The organism is Bacillus sp. T3, from assembly GCF_033449965.1.
GTDB lineage: Bacteria > Bacillota > Bacilli > Bacillales > Cytobacillaceae > Bacillus_BU.
This window is the reverse complement of the sequence record NZ_CP137761.1, coordinates 3278363-3295492: the sequence shown is the minus strand read 5'-3', so window position 1 is coordinate 3295492 and position 17130 is coordinate 3278363. Positions and strand designations below refer to the sequence as shown.

Annotated in this window: 12 protein-coding genes and 5 pseudogenes; 16 read left to right on the top strand and 1 reads right to left on the bottom strand. The window is 39.0% G+C overall.

Going from position 1 to position 17130, the window contains the following annotated elements:
* Positions 1-19: 19 nt before the first annotated feature.
* Positions 20-1465: pseudogene (locus RGF10_RS16935) on the bottom strand (PLP-dependent aminotransferase family protein).
* A 388-nt stretch (positions 1466-1853) separates the two neighbouring features.
* On the opposite strand from RGF10_RS16935, the gene RGF10_RS16930 reads away from it, so the two are divergent.
* The 16 genes and pseudogenes from RGF10_RS16930 to dmpG all read left to right on the top strand — a co-directional run bounded on the left by RGF10_RS16930 (position 1854) and on the right by dmpG (position 17115).
* Positions 1854-2894 carry a hypothetical protein gene (locus RGF10_RS16930; protein WP_318509548.1) on the top strand — a complete coding sequence of 347 codons (1041 nt, stop codon included), beginning with the start codon at positions 1854-1856 and terminating at the stop codon, positions 2892-2894.
* Positions 2881-5073 (top strand): annotated as a pseudogene (locus RGF10_RS16925) (molybdopterin oxidoreductase family protein). Before RGF10_RS16930 ends, RGF10_RS16925 begins: the two are co-directional and overlap by 14 nt.
* Positions 5074-5638: pseudogene (locus tag RGF10_RS16920) on the top strand (4Fe-4S dicluster domain-containing protein).
* Positions 5639-5650: 12 nt separating this feature from the next.
* A pseudogene (locus RGF10_RS16915) lies at positions 5651-6175 on the top strand (Rieske (2Fe-2S) protein).
* 206 nt (positions 6176-6381) lie between these two features.
* Positions 6382-7677 carry a molybdopterin molybdotransferase MoeA gene (gene glp / locus RGF10_RS16910; RefSeq protein ID WP_318503959.1) on the top strand — a complete coding sequence of 432 codons (1296 nt, stop codon included), beginning with the start codon at positions 6382-6384 and terminating at the stop codon, positions 7675-7677.
* 235 nt (positions 7678-7912) lie between these two features.
* Positions 7913-8811, top strand: a pseudogene (locus RGF10_RS16905) (carbon-nitrogen hydrolase family protein).
* Between the two features lie 31 nt (positions 8812-8842).
* A complete protein-coding gene (locus RGF10_RS16900) occupies positions 8843-9058 on the top strand; it encodes a heavy-metal-associated domain-containing protein (RefSeq protein ID WP_318503957.1) in 216 nt (71 codons plus the stop codon).
* Between the two features lie 236 nt (positions 9059-9294).
* Positions 9295-9786 (top strand): DUF6803 family protein, encoded by a 492-nt coding sequence (locus RGF10_RS16895; protein WP_318503955.1) that lies wholly within the window; start codon positions 9295-9297, stop codon positions 9784-9786.
* A gap of 239 nt (positions 9787-10025) precedes the next feature.
* Positions 10026-11783, top strand: coding sequence for a XylR N-terminal domain-containing protein (locus tag RGF10_RS16890; protein ID WP_318503954.1), 1758 nt, complete (start codon positions 10026-10028; stop codon positions 11781-11783).
* Entirely contained in the window at positions 11725-11907 is a 183-nt protein-coding gene (locus RGF10_RS23945) for a helix-turn-helix domain-containing protein (protein WP_412176640.1), read from the top strand. Before RGF10_RS16890 ends, RGF10_RS23945 begins: the two co-directional genes overlap by 59 nt.
* A 223-nt stretch (positions 11908-12130) precedes the next feature.
* The gene (locus RGF10_RS16885; RefSeq protein WP_318503952.1) at positions 12131-13639 is read left to right on the top strand and encodes a 4-hydroxyphenylacetate 3-hydroxylase family protein; all 1509 of its coding nucleotides are present in this window, start codon (positions 12131-12133) and stop codon (positions 13637-13639) included.
* 15 nt (positions 13640-13654) lie between these two features.
* Positions 13655-14137, top strand: a complete 483-nt coding sequence (locus tag RGF10_RS16880; RefSeq protein WP_318503951.1) for a flavin reductase family protein — start codon at positions 13655-13657, stop codon at positions 14135-14137.
* Positions 14138-14180: 43 nt separating this feature from the next.
* A complete protein-coding gene (locus tag RGF10_RS16875; protein WP_318503949.1) occupies positions 14181-14660 on the top strand; it encodes a VOC family protein in 480 nt (159 codons plus the stop codon).
* Between the two features lie 37 nt (positions 14661-14697).
* Positions 14698-15162 (top strand): VOC family protein, encoded by a 465-nt coding sequence (locus tag RGF10_RS16870; RefSeq protein ID WP_318503948.1) that lies wholly within the window; start codon positions 14698-14700, stop codon positions 15160-15162.
* A gap of 31 nt (positions 15163-15193) precedes the next feature.
* Complete coding sequence (locus tag RGF10_RS16865; RefSeq protein ID WP_318503947.1) at positions 15194-16105, top strand: acetaldehyde dehydrogenase (acetylating); 912 nt, start codon at positions 15194-15196, stop codon at positions 16103-16105.
* On the top strand, positions 16102-17115 hold the full coding sequence (gene dmpG, locus RGF10_RS16860; protein ID WP_318503946.1) for a 4-hydroxy-2-oxovalerate aldolase: 1014 nt from the start codon (positions 16102-16104) through the stop codon (positions 17113-17115). The genes RGF10_RS16865 and dmpG overlap by 4 nt, the downstream gene beginning before the upstream one ends.
* Positions 17116-17130: the final 15 nt, after the last annotated feature.

Below are 17130 nucleotides of genomic sequence, written 5' to 3'. Positions count from 1 at the left end.
GATGCGGTGAAGTTTTTTATTATTTATTAGATAATTGAAAGATTGCTTTTTTTAGTCTCATAATCCCTTCTTCAATTAAATTGGATTCCACTCGTCCGAAAGTTAGACGTATATACCCACTCTTAGTGCTAAGCAAAGATCCAGGAACAAATGCTACTCCATTTTTTAATGCAGCTTCAAGTAAGTGGTATTCATTAAGCTCATTTTGCAATCGACACCATAAATGAATTCCGCCTTCAGGCACCTGGAAAGAAAGATGATCCGATAGTTCTTCGTTTAAAATCGAAACCAATGTATCTCTCTTTTCAATAAGCTTGTTTTTTAGGTAGTCTAAGTTTGTATAAAATGAATCGGATTGTAAGTATTCTGCCGCAAGCCATTGAGGAAAAATACTATGGCCAAAATCAATTTGTTGTTTGGCATCTGCCAAACGTTGAATCACATTATCAGGTCCTACGATCCAACCGATACGAAGCCCAGGAAGCCGCGATTTTTGAAAAAGAACTGATATATAAAACATTGCCACTATCATCTAACGATTTAAGAGTAGAGGTGTTCAATTGTTTAGAAAATGACATAAGGCTGTAAGGATCATCTTCCACAACTGGAATCCCTAATTCCTTTGATATTTCCAGCACTCGTTTTCTTTTTTCCAAAGGCAAAATGCTTCCAGTTGGATTTTGGAATATGGGGTTAAGAAACACCATTTTAATCTTATATTTTTGATACAAATAAAGAATATCCTCTGGGTTTATTCCATTCTTTCCAACAGGGAGTTTAAATGTCTTTAGACCAGCTGAACGAAATATTGGCAGTGAATGCGCATAAGAGGGATCTTCGTATGCAATCGCATCTCCTCGGTCTAATAAGCATTGAGTTACCAGATGCAATGCCTGTTGAGCGCCTGAAGTAATCAATACAGACTGACTAGAACATTCAATGTTCCTAAGCTCTTTTAAGTGATTAACAATGTTATGACGAAGACCAAGGTTTCCTTGGGGATGTTCATAGCCTAGTGTTTGTTGAAATTCATTTTTTGAAAGAATCTCTTTAAATATGTCATAAGGCATTAAGTCATTTGCTAATTCACCACTGGCAAAATTAATAAGGTCTTTCCCATGGATTTCTCCACGAATATGTTGAAATAACGGGAGATTAGGCAAAAATGATCCACGTTCGATATATAAATCCCAATTAGGGATTCTTGAACGGGTTAATCCCCACACATCTGTATGGACCTTTGTTCCACTCCCCTTAATCCGTTCAATCATTCCATTGGAATATAACACATCGTATGCCGTAACAACGGTTCCTCTATTAATACCAAACTCTTTAGCTAATGCTCTTTCAGAGGGAAGGAGCGTTCCCAGGTGGATATTCTCCGTAGGCAATCCTCTTTTGAATGTAATTAGCGATTTGCTGATAAATTGGGATATCACTTTGTTTCTCCAGGTTTCCATTCCATCATCTTCACCATCATTTTTATTTTATTTTTGTTCGTTGGCTGCCTGTCTAAACAGCCATGTTTAACATTATTAATCGTTTATTGAAAATTAAATCGCTTTGTCTATGTTCCTGTCAAGCAGGGCTAGCGATTTATGACACGTACCAATATACTAATCCACTTTTTAAAGTTGAAAAGGTCCAATTTGCAAGATTTTTAGTTCTGTAAAATAGTTTTTAACATTCTTTGAAGACCCTTTTAGATGTGAAGAACAGCACATTTTACATCATGAAGAAAGTTTACCCTTAAAATGCTAGAAAAAGAAAAAACCTAAAGAGTAGTAGTTATTTTAAGAGGAGGGGTAACTTTGAAGGGAAGTATTGTGACTGGCGAAAAAATAGATCAATCCATTAATCAAGCATTTGCTTCTAATTTTGCCAAATCGATCTTTTTATCCGTGAGTGGACTAGTTATTTTGTCTTTCATTGGTACAAGAATATTTACGCATATTGATTTAAATTTATATGGTTACATGGTGGGTACCATCGTTTTTTTAGGAGGTTTTTTCTACCGATTTATCGCATGGGGTGAAAGACCGCCAACAAAAATCTTAATAAAAAAAGGGCTGAAGCTTCTTCGACGTAGGAAAACACCAGCCATTTCAGTTGAACACCTTGTAACGCACAAATTTATACAGAATCGAGGAATTTACAGGTGGACCCAGCATATGTTAATCGGCTGGGGATGTATCCTATCTTGTTTTGTTACCTTTCCATTAGTGTTTGGATGGATGTATTTTACAATGGATGAAATGGGCTACTATACCGTCGTTGCAATGGGAATTGATTTAATACAGGTCAAGGCAGACGGATGGATTGCTTTTGTTTTCTTTAATGCACTTAATATTACTGCAATCATGGTCATTACTGGCGTTTCAATGGCTCTTTACAGACGGCTTAAAAATATGCAGGCACGTGCTGAACAAAAATTTATCTATGATTTTATGCCTCTATATATGCTGCTTTTCGTTTCTGTTACAGGTTTATTGCTAACATTTATGAATGTTTTTTTACATGGTGCTGGTCAACCAATCATGTCGCTTATTCATCAATTTTCCGTGATTATAACACTAGTTTATTTGCCATTCGGAAAGCTGGCACATATTCCGTTTCGTCCAATGAGTGTCCTCGCAAGAAACTATCGTGAACATTATTCAGAACAAGGTATGAAAGACTGTAAGGTTTGTGGAAACCAATTTGTTTCAACAGAACAAGTTCAAGATGTCATTCATGTATTAAAGATAAATGAAATAGAGTTCAAAACAAATGAAGGGGGTCATCTTGGCGAACTTTGTCTTCCATGTCGACGCAAATACAGAATTGCACAGTTTTCAGGATTCCCTACTCATCAAGTAAAGCTTAAGGAGACTAATCAACATGCACAAGTCTGAGTTTAAAAATCCGAGAGATAAGTTTTTTAAAGAAATTGAAAATGTGAATCATCCTGATGAAACCCTGGTTCCAACCCATTGCTGTTATTGTGCGATGCAGTGTGGTATGAATCTTAGGGTGAGTACAAAAACGAATAAAATCATTGGGGTTGAACCTCGATACGATTGGCCGGTTACATTAGGGAAGATGTGTCCTAAAGGTGTTACAGCATACCAGCAGACTAATCTCGATGCCAGGTTATTAAAGCCATTAATCCGAGATGATGCATCTTTAAAAGGAACAAAGGAAGGATTTAGAGAAGCGAGCTGGGACGAGGCTTATGATTTAATTGTGAAAAAATTCAAGGAACTGCAAGCTACATATGGAAAGGATACTCTTTCCGTTTATGGCGGGGTTTCTATGACAAATGAAAAGTGCTACTTAAATGGGAAGTTTGCCCGTGTAGCACTGCAAACAAAACATCTTGATTACAATGGTCGTTTTTGTATGGCAAGTGCAGCCAGCGGGATTAATCGCTCTTTGGGAATTGATCGTGGGTCAACAGTGCCTTGGACTGATATCCCAGAAACTGATTGTTTATTCTTAGCGGGAAGCAATGCGGCAGAATGTCATCCAACGATGATGTTCCGCGTGTGGGCAGTTCAGGAAAGAGGCGGCTATTTGATTGTGGTGGATCCAAGGGAGACCCCCGTTGCGAGAAGAGCAGATGTTCATCTTGATTTAAGACCCAGGTACAGACTTGGCACTTGCCAATGGAATCTTACATCTCTTAATCGAAAACGGTCATGTAGATGACCAGTTTGTTCAAAACCATACGAACGGTTTTGAAGAAACAAAAGAATTGGTCAAACAATTTACCCCTGAATACACTAGTCAAATTACAGGTGTTGCACCTGAAAAAATTATCAAGGCTGCAGAAATCTATGGAAAAGCACCAAATGCTATCCTCTTATTTGCGAGAGGAATTGAACAGCAAGTAAAAGGTGTTGATAATGTTTCGGCTTATATCAATTTAGCTCTTGTTACTGGAAATGTTGGCCGACCAAAAGCAGGAGTTGGAACGATCACCGGTCAAGGAAACGGGCAAGGTGGAAGGGAACATGGTCAAAAAGCAGATGCATTACCTGGATACCGAAAAATTACCGATCCCCAGCATGTAAGGGAAGTAGCGAAGGTGTGGGGAATTGAGCCTGAAGAAATGCCTGGAGAGGGTGTATCGGCTTTTGAATTGTTTGGGTTAATGGAGAAAAAAGTCATTCGTTCGATGTATCTGCTCTGCTCCAATCCAGTTGTTTCAGCACCTGATTCTAACTATGTTCGAAAAGTATTAAAAGAACTTGATTTTATGGTTGTGTCCGATTTCTTTTTATCTGAATCTGCAGAATACGCAGACGTTGTTCTCCCAACGACGACTTGGTCAGAAGATGAAGGAACTACTACAAATGTTGAAGGGCGTGTTATTAAAATCAATCGGGCTCAAATGCCATTAGGAGAGTCGAAGCCAGATTGGCTTATACAAGTGGAAATAGCAGAACGTATGGGACGTGGGAAATACTTCTCCCATTTAAAAACATCGGAGGATGTTTTTAATGAGCTGCGCTTAGCCTCGAAAGGTGGAAAGGCAGATTACTTTGGGGTCACCTGGGAAAAAATTAAAAAACAAGATGGCGTATTTTGGCCATGTAAGGATGAGGATGATCCGGGTACACCACATATGTTCTTAGATAAAAAGTTTTATTTTCCAGATGGAAAAGCAAAAATTTTGGCCCTTCCTTATGTGCCTGCGGCTGAGGAACCGGATGAAGAGTATCCGCTTCGTTTAACAACTGGACGGGTTGTCTACCATTATCTATCAGGCAATCAAACTCGAAGAATCCCATTTTTGAAGGATATGTGCCCAGGAACCATTTGTTGAAGTACATCCGGAAACTGCTCAAAAATATGGTATACAACATGAGGAAAGAGTTCGTCTTTTTACACGCCGTGGTGAAGTTTTCTATACAGTGAAAATTACAGAAGCAATTCGTAAGGATACGGTATTTGTTCCATACCATTGGGATTTTGAATTGGCTGCAAATATCCTGACGAACCCAGCACTCGACCCCATTTCAAAAATGCCAGGAATTTAAAGCTTGTGCAGCTCAGATTGAAAAACTAGTAAAAAGTGAGGCGCAATAGATGGACAAGAGGTTGTATCTTGAATTGGAAAACTGTATAGGCTGTCGTTCTTGTTTAGCAGCGTGTACTCAATGCGGTGGTCATGAGGAACGAAACAGAAATTATGTATACGATGTCAACCCTCTTGTAGATCGGCAGACGATGCCACTTATGTGCCTTCACTGTGTCAACCCTGCTTGTGCAAGAAGCTGTCCAGGCCCAAGCAATCCAAATTCATGAAAGCCAGGTGCGGTATTATCCGCACTTGTGGAAAAATGTATTGGATGTCAAAACTGCACGATTGCATGTCCATATGGAATTCCTAAGTTTGATACCGAACAAAACTTAATGTATAAATGTGATCTATGTATTGGCCAGGAGCAAGGATGGCATTCCGCCAATGTGCGCGAGTGCCTGTCCGACCAACACCCTGCAATGGTTAACAGATAAAGAGATTAGTAGAAAACAAAAACAGTTTCATCTTGATAATGGAAAATGGGTAACAAGCATGCCTTATTTAGAGGGAGAAACGAATGTGAAAGTAAATCTTCCGGGTATTTTACAAGGCATAGCAAAAATTTACTAAGGTGGGATTACAATGACCGATAAAAATAATAAAATCCCTTTTGATGAAGATAATTACACACATAATATTAACCGCAATAATGAACGTAAGCTGGATCGCGGGGATTCATGAAAACGTTAGTAGGGGCAGCGGGGGTATTTGCTGTATCTTCCCTTCCTTGGGGAGGAGTGGCTGCAAAGGAGCTTGCAGGTCTAGGTGAAAAGGAATATAAGCATAAAAAAATTACGGATATAAAATCCCTTTCAATTGGTGATTCAGTAGACTTTAAGTTTCCAGGGTGAACATGATGACGCTATTCTAATTCGGCTGTCCGATAACAAATTTGTTGCATACCAAAATGCATGTACACATCTTCGCTGTCCTGTATTTTGGGACAAGGAACAAGGAGAAATGATTTGCCCATGTCACCATGGGAAATTTGATGCTGAAACTGGAGCCCCAACAGCAGGCCCACCTCGCCGTTCGTTACCTGAAATTCAAGTAAAAGTGGAGAAAGGCGTTATTTACGCAGTGAGGGTGAAACGATATGAAGCATAATTACATGAGTGTTCTTTTATTATGTGGAATATTAATGCTTAACATTATTTTTACACAATATTTGATCCATCAGTATTTTTATCAAAATTATGTAAATGTTGTTATGCTTTGTATTTTAAATCTTCTTCTTTTTCCAGTTGCTAGGTGGGTGTATGTAAGGAATGAGAAAAGAAATAGTAACAGTTAAATTAAATGAGGTGGAATGATTGTTGGAGTTGCGTAATCCTATCCAAATAAGCGAAGCGGTAATAAGAGTGATGGCCCATCAACTTCGTAGTAAGAGAGAACTGGTTCAACTTGATGAATGTGATCAACGGTATTTGGCTGAAGATATTATCGCTACTCATGATATACCGATGTTTAGACACGTTCCAGGTTATGATGGTTTTGCTTTAAGAGCGGAGGATACAGTATTTGCCTCTTCCAATTCACCTATTGAATTTATAGTAGTCGAGGAGCTTGCGGCAGGTATGGTTCCAGAGAATGAACTCGGCCCATTTGAAGCTTCAAGAATTATGACTGGGGCTAAAACGCCGAAAGGGGCTAGCGCTGTCATCGCGCTCGAGTTAGTAAAGGAGTTTACTAGAAATGGAGAAAAATATATTTCGGTAAAACGGCAAGTGAGGGAGGGGGAACATCTTTCATACAAAGCGGAAGAAACAAGATGTGGTGAGACGATAATTAAAAAAGGGACAAGAATAAATCCGGGAGTAAAAGCAGTCCTTGCTACTTTTGGATATTCTCAAATTCCCGTTGCCGTTAGGCCAACAATTGGAATTTTTGCCACAGGTTCTGAACTTCTTGATGTGAATGAACCATTGCAGGATGGCAAAATTCGAAATAGTAATTCCTACATGATTGATGCACAAGCAAAAAGAATCGGTGCGGCTCCAATCTACTTCGGTAAGCTTCCGGATGAAATAGAAACCTGTTATGAAGCAATTTCGTTTGCGTTAAATAAGGTCGATATTTTAATTACTACCGGTGGCGTATCGGTAGGGGATTATGACTTAATGCCAGAAATCTATAAGAGATTAAATGGTAAGGTCTTGTTCAATAAAGTGGCAATGAGACCCGGCAGTGTTACGACTGTAACTGCACTTGAAGGAAAACTTTTGTTTGGTTTATCTGGAAATCCTTCTGCAAGCTATGTTGGCTTTGAGCTATTTGTAAGACCGATTATTCGAAAGATGCTCTATAGTGATTCTCCTTATCTTAAATTTGAAAGTGCAAAGCTTGCTTGTGATTTTCCAAAAGTCAATCCATTTACTAGATTTGTTCGAAGTAAGTTGTTTTTTGAAAATGGTGAGATGATCGCAAGACCTGTTGGAATGGATAAGTCAAATGTTGTTTTGAGTTTGGCGAAAACGGACACACTAATGGTTTTGCCTGGTAGTACACGTTCTTTCCAAAAAGGGGACAGGATAACAGTCCTCTTATTAGAAGATGAAGAAGGAGGAAAAACCCTTTGGCAGGTTTCTAATAGAAATGAACTAATGTGAAAGATGTCTACCATCTTATAGGGTGGTAGGCTTTTTAGTACAGATCAGAAAGAAGTCTTGAATGGATGAGGAAGAAATGAAGGAATTGGATGGTCCTATTTTTAATAATATTTTTATAATAGGAAGTAATTGAGATTCTGGTAATACATCTTTTTACCCAAATAGGGAGGTCTTTGCTTTGCAAGATAAACAGAATACTGTTCGAGTTGCTGTTGTTCAAGCTGCTCCTATTATTATGGACCGGGATGCAACGATTGAAAAGAGTATTAGATTGACCCATGAAGCAGCAGAAAAAGGTGCGAATATAGTTGTTTTTCCGGAAGCCTTCATTCCAGCCTATCCAAGAGGTCTTTCATTTGGATCAAAAATAGGCTCGAGAACGAAAGAAGGGCGCCAGGATTGGTTCAGATACTGGGAAAATTCGATTGAAGTTCCTCAGCCAGTCAACAGAGTTGCTAGGTGAGGCAGCAAGAAAAGCGGGAGTTTATTTAGTTATTGGTGTTATTGAAAGAGACCAAGAAACAAGTGGTGGAACTCTTTATTGTACCGTTCTCTTTTTTAGCCCTGAAGGAGAACTTCTTGGTAAACATCGTAAATTAAAACCAACTGCTGCTGAAAGAGTGGTTTGGGGAGAGGGGGACGGCAGCACACTTCCAGGTATTTGATACACCTTATGGGAAAATAGGTGCATTGATTTGTTGGGAAAACTATATGCCATTAGCAAGAGCAGCTATGTATGCAAAAGGCATTCAGTTATACATTGCTCCGACAGCGGATGCGAGAGAATCATGGCAAGCAACAATTCGTCATATTGCGATGGAAGGTCGGTGCTTTGTTTTATCCTGTAATCAATATGTTACGAAAGACATGTATCCTACAGATTTAGCTTGTTATGAAGAACTGGTGTTCTCTCCGGATATTATGTCAAACGGTGGAAGTGCTATTATTGGACCATTAGGGGAATACGTGGTTAAACCTGTAACTGGGCAAGAGGATATCTTGATTGCTGACCTTGACTTAAGGGATATTGCTTTAAGTCAATTAGATTTTGATCCTGTTGGACATTACTCACGCCCTGATGTTTTCACATTAATTGTGGATGAAGAGAAGAAAACGAATGTTAAATGGAAATAGTTTATTAGAATGATTTTGGAGGTAAAGCGAGATGAAAAAGAAAATATTAGTTGAAGGTATGAAATGTGAAAAATGTGCAGGACATGTAAATGAAGCATTAGCAAGCGTTGAAGGAGTAGTAAAGGTAGAGGTGAATTTAGCTGATAAAAATGTGATTATTGAAGCTATACATGGTTTGAGTAAAGAATCGATAGAACTTGCAGTTAATAACGAGAAGTACACGGTTGTAGGAATTGAGAATTTATAGTTAACGAAAGGCTCCTGATGTAAATGCAACTGCTCCTCTTTAGAGCGTAAAGGATAAATGCCTTTATTAAATAAATCGAAATGTGTTCATTATTGGAATAGGTCTGTCTTGGTAATCTTTTTCTTAAAGAATAATATAAGTCATGTTTCTGTCACTCTTTCTACATCTTATCTTCATAACTATTTTCTATAATCTAACAGAAATGCATCATAAGTGTTTTTAGGAGGATGTTAGAGATGAACATGACACATTATATGGGTCTATTAGCCGATAATCAGCCATGGAATTTGATTATTTTTATGGCAATCCCGGTTATCTGTGCCGAAACCATTGCGGTTACTGAGTTAGCCATTTTGTTTACCCGGAATTTAAATGGAACATTACGATTGGTAAACAAAATCACATCTATTTTTGCTGGACTTTATTTTACTGGAATTTTCTTCTATCTATTTTTTAATGCTGTCATTCCAATCACAAAAGCTGGGGAGTGGCATGGTTGGATCGATGTAGTAGCTGTTGGATTCTACCTATTAGGAATTGTCCCATTACTAGGTATGGCACTGTTGGATTTAAATATTATTTATCGAAATAGATCAGAAGAAGGAAAACTAAAAGTTCACGTATTTTTTGTAGGTTTGTTTTTAGTCTTGGCACACGTTGCGATGATCGCTGGAATGGTTGACCCAACGATTGTTACTGATATGCCAAATATGGGTCATAATATGTAATTAACTATATGCTTTTATTGATTCAAAATAGTTAATGATAAGTCGATCAGTAATTGATCGGCTTTTTTGTATAGAAAAGGGGGAGTTAGGAATTGATAAGGGATTTTGTAGTATTAACAGGAAAAATCGTTCTATCCACTTCTTTAAAATGACAGAAAATTCAGTTATAATTATTGGAATTAAATATCATTAAAATGAACTTGAATTTATAAAAAATTATCTCGTGAAGGGGAAATAGGATGGAGCCGAATCAAGTTCTACTAAATCATGATTTATTGCGTATTTTTCAAAAGAGTGAATTGCTTTATTGCAATAATGAACGATCAGTGATTATTCCAACGATGGCATTTGGCGTTTTACAGCGAGATTTAATTGAAAATATTGGAATAGAGAGAATGAAAAGCTTTTTCTTCAAATACGGCTGGCATTTAGGAAAAGAGGATGTAAAAGCTGTGATTCATAATGATTCACTAAGCTTTGCTGAAAAAATTGAGTATGGTCCGAAAATACACGCATTAAAAGGACATGCTAAATCAAAAATTACAGATTATCATTTAGAGATAGAAGGAAATAAGGTAAAATCGATTCGTTATCATGGAAAATGGGAAAAATCATTCGAGGCAGCTCAGCATATGGAGAATTTAGGAAGAGCAGAAGAACCTGTATGTTTCACGCTGGCTGGTTATGCGAGTGGGTATGTAAGCGCTTTAATTGATGAGGTGGTGATTTTTAAAGAGACTCAATGTGAAGGGCAAGGAGCACCCTGTTGTATTTGGGAAGGGCTCAGACTTACTGAATGGCAGGAGAAGGGAGAAGAACTTCAATATTCCCACAAAGAATTACCCGTGATCAAAGAGCTTGAACAAACCTATCAAAAGCTGTTAATAGAAAAAAATAATTTGTCATTAGTCACGAAAATCCATGCAGATTTGACTGATGAAGTAATAAAAGGAAATAACATCCAATCCATTTTAGATATTGTTAATAATCAAATCAATCTTCCTGTAATTGTCGAAAATATACATTATCAAGTGCTGGCGAAAAAGGGTATCAGTGTCGAAAAGTATAAGCCATACCAGCAAGAATTCTATGATTTTTTGAAAAAAAATCAATCGATAGAAAATACAAAGGTGATTCACTTGCCAAGTGGATCTAGACTTGTTACACCCGTTTTTTTAGACGAGAAAATTATTGGGTATTGTTCATTTCTTTACAGCAATGAAAACAGCTCTAATCTTGATATTGATTCGATGATCATTGGAAGGGTCTCAAATATTTGTACATTGCTATTTTTTAAAGAAAAAACAGAACTTGAATCAATGGAACGGGTTAAGGGGCATTTTTTGGAAGAAATCCTTAGTGGCAAGTATGTTTCTGCTCCTGAGATTATTAGAAAGGCAAGCTTTCTTAATTTGAATTTAACCGATTGTTATTATGTAATTTATTTAAAGTATCAGGTTACTAGACAATGTAGAGAAAAAGAACTTACTCTCCACACGAATATATTTGAAGCGGTAAGTTCCTTTTTTAATGAAAAACAGAGCAATGTATTAATCGGTCAACGTGCAGATAGTTTAATTCTCTTAATTACAGAAAAACAATTCAAAGAACAAAATATTGAAAAAAACACTCATTCTCTATTATCTCATCTAAAAAAGCATATAAAAAATGTATTATTTTTGGCCGGTATCAGTAAAGCAAACGATAATATTATTGAAGCTGTTGTAGCCTTCGAAGAAGGACGCTCAGCCGTAAGATTATGTTCGAGGGAAAAGCCAATCACTAGTTTTAATGAATTGGGGGTGATTGGTGTCTTAATTAATGAACATAATGAAAAAGCGCTACGAAAGATTATTCGAGATACCCTCGGAAAGCTTTATGAAAATCTTGATAGCAATAAAATTGACTTAATCGAGACGCTTTATCATTTCTTAGTTAATGGTGGAAATCTCGAACAAACTGCAGTCCAGTTGGCCCTATCAATCAGCGGGCTCTAGGTATCGGCTCAACAAAATTACCGACCTCCTTAAACAGGATCTGCGTAATCCTCAAGTTAGCTTCCAACTGCTCATTGCGCTGAAAGCCCTAAAAATTATTGATCATCAGTTGTTTGAAAAATAATAGGTAAATATTTTTTATAAAAGGTCAGTCACATTCAGGGAAAGTAGCCATGGATGCGGACTGACCTTTTATTATCCAAATGAAACTAACAGTGACTGGTGGTTAAATTAAATTTTTCTGACAGTCTGTGTTGTTGTGCAGAATTTTCTGATTATTTATCATAAGGATAGTAGCAATATAAAAAAACTTCTTATCAAAATTAAGGAAATGGAGCTGAGGAAATTTGTTAAACGGACAAGAGTATTTGGAAAGTCTCCGGGATGGACGTGAAGTTTATTTAAATGGTGAAAGGATTGACGATGTTACCACACATCCAGCTTATCGAAATGCTGCTCGCTCTTATGCAAGAATGTATGATGCACTTCATGCCCCAGAAACACGTGATATTTTGACAACCACTACCGAACATGGCGATCGAACTCATCGCTTTTTTAGAACACCTGAAAGTGCAGAGGATTTACTGGGAGCACGTGATGCCATTGCTGAATGGGCAAAATTAAGCTACGGATTTATGGGTCGAACTCCAGATTATAAAGCCTCCTTCATCGGACATTTAAATACATTTGCTCATTATTACGAAGGCTTTGAAGACAATGCAAAGGCCTGGTACAAAAAAGCCACAAAGGAAGTTCCATTTGTTAACCATACGATTATTAACCCACAAGTAGATCGCTCCAAATCTCTACATGAAAATAAGGATGTTTTTGTCCGTGCCGTGGCAGAAAAAGATGACGGAATAATTGTAAGCGGTGCCAAAATGGTTGGAACGGCTGCTGCGCTCACGAATTATAATTTCGTCGCTAACTACGGAACGATTGATTTAGGGGACGGAGATAAAAGCCATGCGCTGATATTCTTTGTACCCATGAATGCTCCGGGATTAAAGATGATCAGTCGACAATCCTATGAATTGCAAGCAGCAACCAATGGAACTCCGTTTGATTATCCGCTTTCGAGCCGGTTTGATGAAAATGATGCCGTTATTGTGTTGGATAACGTATTTATTCCTTGGGAAAATGTGCTTGCTTATCGCAATTTGGAGGTTTCCAATAACTTTGTTGCGGCTAGTGGATTTGTTTCACGCTTTACCTTCCATGGCTGTACTCGATTAGCCGTAAAGCTGGATTTTATGACTGGTCTGTTATTAAAAGCGACCGAGGCAGCCGGAACGAAAAATTTCCGTGGCGTTCAATCGAAAATTGGTGAAGTGGTCGCCCTTCGAAATATGTTCTGGGGTCTATCAACGGCGATGGCAACTGCGCCGGAAAAAGGACCGAATGGACTAGTCATGCCGAACTCTTATTCAAGTGCCGCTTACCGTGCACTCGCACCACTTGCTTGGGTAAAAGTAAAAAATATATTCGAGCAGGTGGTTGCAGGTGGATTGATTCAGTTACCTTCCAGTTCAAAAGACTTCTTAAATCCTGAATTAAAACCATACTTGGATACTTACTATCGTGGTACAGGGATTAATGCGGAAGACAGAGTGAAATTATTGAAAATGGTTTGGGATACAATCGGCACTGAGTTTGGCGGCCGTCATGAATTATATGAAGTAAACTATGCTGGTAATCATGAAAACATCAATATGGAAGCATTATTCCACTTTGAAGCAAGCGGTACTGCTGATATCCAAAGAGCATTTGTTGATTCAGCTTTAAATGATTACGACTTACATGGTTGGACGAACAGCACCTGGGCCAATCAATCAAGAGAATTTATTAACAAGTAAAAAAGGGGGACTATCATGGATGATCGCAAATTTAGAAGTGCGATGGGAAAGTTTGCAGCAGGTGTAACCGTACTGACGACTGAAGTAAATGGAGAAGTCCATGGAATGACGGCTAATGCGTTTATGTCTGTTTCCCTTGATCCAAAGCTGGTGGTGATTTCGATTGGTGAAAGAGCACAAATGTTGGATAAAATTAACAAAAGTCGGAAATTTGCTGTCAATATTTTAGCGGCCAATCAGCAGGAGCTATCGATGATTTTTGCTGGTCAAATAAAGGAAAAACTAGAGGTGAACTTTGCTAGACTTGATGGTCTTCCAGTTATCAATGGAGCTATTGCACAAGTTGCATGTGAAGTGGTCAATGAGTATATCGAAGGGGATCATACCTTGTTCATAGGTAGAGTTACAGACATAAAGCTTGAAGAAGATGAACCACTTATCTTTTTTAACGGGAAATATCGCTCACTGCAGCCTTTAGAGATGCTGTCTAATAAGTAAAACGATCAGTTTAATTAAATTTACCTAAATGGGGGAATGTTTGATGTCAAATTTTCAAGAACCAATTTATGATGTTGCACAATTAGCACATGTGGAGTTGCTTTCACCGAAACTGGAGGAATCGGTTGAATTTTTTACAAGATTCCTAGGCATGGAAGTTACAGCACGTGAAGGCGATTCCGTCTACCTTCGTGCTTATGAGGATTTCTATCATAATACCTTGAAAATCACCGCGGCTGCACATGCTGGAGTAGGACATATGGGGTGGCGCGCTTCTTCTCCGCAAGCACTGTACCGTCGTGTCAAGGAAATTGAAAAAACTGGTTTAGGCATTGGCTGGATTGACGGAGATATTGGCCATGGCCGAGCCTATCAATTTACAAACCCTGATGGCCATAAGATGGAGATCTTCTGGGAGGTTGAATACTATCAAGCAACTGATGAGAATAAATCAAAACTATTAAATCGTCCTTCGAAACGTCCTGATCGCGGGGTTCCAGGTCCGTCGCTTAGACCATATTAACCTGATGACATCCAATCCAGCTGAAGATACACAATTTATGATGGATGCCCTTGGTTTCCGTTTGCGTGAACAAATCAAAGATAACGGTAATGTTCTTGCAAGTTGGATTAGTGTTTCCAATCTCGTTCATGAGATTGCTTATATGCAAGAACCAAATCAAGAGAAGGGTAAATTACACCACCTATGCTACTGGTACGGAATTCCACAAAATCTATACGATGTTGCCGATTTACTTAAAGATCACGGCTACTCAATTGAGGTTCCGCCAAATAAACATGGTGTGAGTCAAGCATTCTGTATGTACGTTCATGAGCCTGGTGGCAATCGAATTGAATTGTTCGGTGATTCTGGTTATTTAATTTTAGATCCTACTTGGGATCCGGTTATTTGGGAAATGGAGGACGTTCCTGGTAATGGTGATACTTGGATTGGTACTGCCTTCCCTGATTCATGGTGGTTAATTGGAACTCCCGTTACGAATAAGGAAGTTATAAAACCTTAATTGCTAGATCACGAGAGAGGAAGTAAGATAGATGACCAAAATAAAGGTTGCCATTTTAGGCTCTGGAAATATTGGTACAGACTTAATGTACAAAATTTTAAAAAATGACGGAAGCATGGAGCTTTCCTTAGTTGCTGGAATTGATCCTCATTCAGAAGGATTGGAAAGGGCTCGGGCAAAGGGGATTCCAACTAGTCATCATGGCATTACAGCGATTTTGGAGGATCCTGAAATCAAGATTGTTTTTGATGCGACGAGTGCCAAAGCGCATAAGTTAAATGCGGAGGCGATAAGGGCAAAAGGAAAGTTAGCCGTTGACATGACACCTGCGGCCATTGGCCCATTCGTTGTACCAACAGTTAATATGAATGATCATCTTGAAGCGAAAAACGTAAACATGATTTCATGCGGGGGGCAGGCTACCACGCCTCTTGTTTACGCAGTCAGCCGTATTGTTCCCGTTCATTACGCAGAAGTCATTACCACTGCAGCTAGCGTTTCGATTGGTCCAGGAACAAGACAAAATGTCGATGAATTCGTTCGGACAACGGCAAATGCAGTTCAAAAAATTGGAGGTGCCTACATGGCGAGAGCGATTCCAGTGTTTAATCCTGCACAACCTCCGATTAATATGACCAACTCTGTATATTGCGTGATGAAAGAAGAATTTGATGAAGAAGCGGTAACATCATCGGTTCTATCGATTGCCGAAGAGATTTCGAGCTATGTACCGGGATATCGACTAAAAGGAACACCATTTGTGGATTATCGCGACACACCGTGGGGACGTTTACCAACCGTTGTGATGATGAATGAGGTAGTCGGGGCAGGAGATTATTTCCCAACCTACGCTGGAAATCTCGATATTATGACGGCATCTGCCTATAAAGTCGGCGATCTATATGCTGCACATCTTCTTGGAGTAAAGGAGGTAAATCGATGAAGATTCCTAGACTTACAGATACAACCCTAAGAGATGGCGATCACGCTGTCAGCCACAGCTTTACTCCAGAAACAGTCCAGACAATCGTCAAAAGACTTGATGAGGCTGGTGTTCCTGTCATCGAAGTCAGCCATGGCGCCGGTTTAAACGGCTCAACAATCCAGCAGGGATTTTCGGTTCATTCCGAATTGGATTTAATCAAAACGGCTGTAGAAACGGCAAAAAGAGCCAAAATCGCTTCGTTGTTTGTACCAGGAATTGGAACGAGTACTGAACTAAGAAAAGCAGCAGAATTAGGCATTTCAGTTATCCGTATCGCCGTGCATTGTACCGAAGCCAATGTAACAGAGCAGTATTTCCGCTTAGCGAAGGAACTGGGACTTGAAGCGGTTGGGTTTTTGATGATGTCCCATTCCCAGCCTGCAAGTGTACTGGCTGAACAGGCCAAGCTGATGGAATCGTACGGAGCAGATTGTGTCTATGTCGTTGACTCAGCAGGTGCGCTTATTCAATCAGCTGTTAGAGAAAGGGTTTCTGCTTTAAAAGAGGCATTGAACATTGAGGTAGGATATCATGCTCATAATAATCTCGGTTTAGCGATTGGGAACACAATTGCAGCACTCGAAGCAGGGGCAGATCAAATTGACGGGACGCTTAGAGGTCTTGGTGCCGGTGCTGGTAATGCACCAACTGAGGTTTTAGTAGCTGTTTTGAACAAAATGAAACTCGATTCGGGTATAAATTTATCGATTTTAATGGATACCGCTGAGGAGGTTGTTGCCCCATTAATGCCTTCACCCATTGTGATTGACCGTGATAATTTATCGAGCGGCTATGCCGGTGTCTATAATAGCTTCCTGTTGCACATTCGCCATGCTGCAGAGAAATTTGGCGTCACTGTTTCTGAAATTATGGAGGAGTTAGGCAAACGTCAGGCGGTGGCTGGCCAGGAGGATTGGATCTTAGATGTAGCCGTGAAACTAGCAGAAGAGAAGGGTCTTAACGTTTAGGAAATTTATAATTTT

Coding starts and splice junctions, on each gene's coding strand:
- RGF10_RS16900 (WP_318503957.1), top strand. CDS start 8,843: ATGAAAAAGAAAATATTAGTTGAAGGTATGAAATGTGAAAAATGTGCA.
- RGF10_RS16895 (WP_318503955.1), top strand. CDS start 9,295: ATGAACATGACACATTATATGGGTCTATTAGCCGATAATCAGCCATGG.
- RGF10_RS16890 (WP_318503954.1), top strand. CDS start 10,026: ATGGAGCCGAATCAAGTTCTACTAAATCATGATTTATTGCGTATTTTT.
- RGF10_RS23945 (WP_412176640.1), top strand. CDS start 11,725: ATGGTGGAAATCTCGAACAAACTGCAGTCCAGTTGGCCCTATCAATCA.
- RGF10_RS16880 (WP_318503951.1), top strand. CDS start 13,655: ATGGATGATCGCAAATTTAGAAGTGCGATGGGAAAGTTTGCAGCAGGT.
- RGF10_RS16875 (WP_318503949.1), top strand. CDS start 14,181: ATGTCAAATTTTCAAGAACCAATTTATGATGTTGCACAATTAGCACAT.
- RGF10_RS16870 (WP_318503948.1), top strand. CDS start 14,698: ATGATGGATGCCCTTGGTTTCCGTTTGCGTGAACAAATCAAAGATAAC.
- RGF10_RS16865 (WP_318503947.1), top strand. CDS start 15,194: ATGACCAAAATAAAGGTTGCCATTTTAGGCTCTGGAAATATTGGTACA.
- dmpG (WP_318503946.1), top strand. CDS start 16,102: ATGAAGATTCCTAGACTTACAGATACAACCCTAAGAGATGGCGATCAC.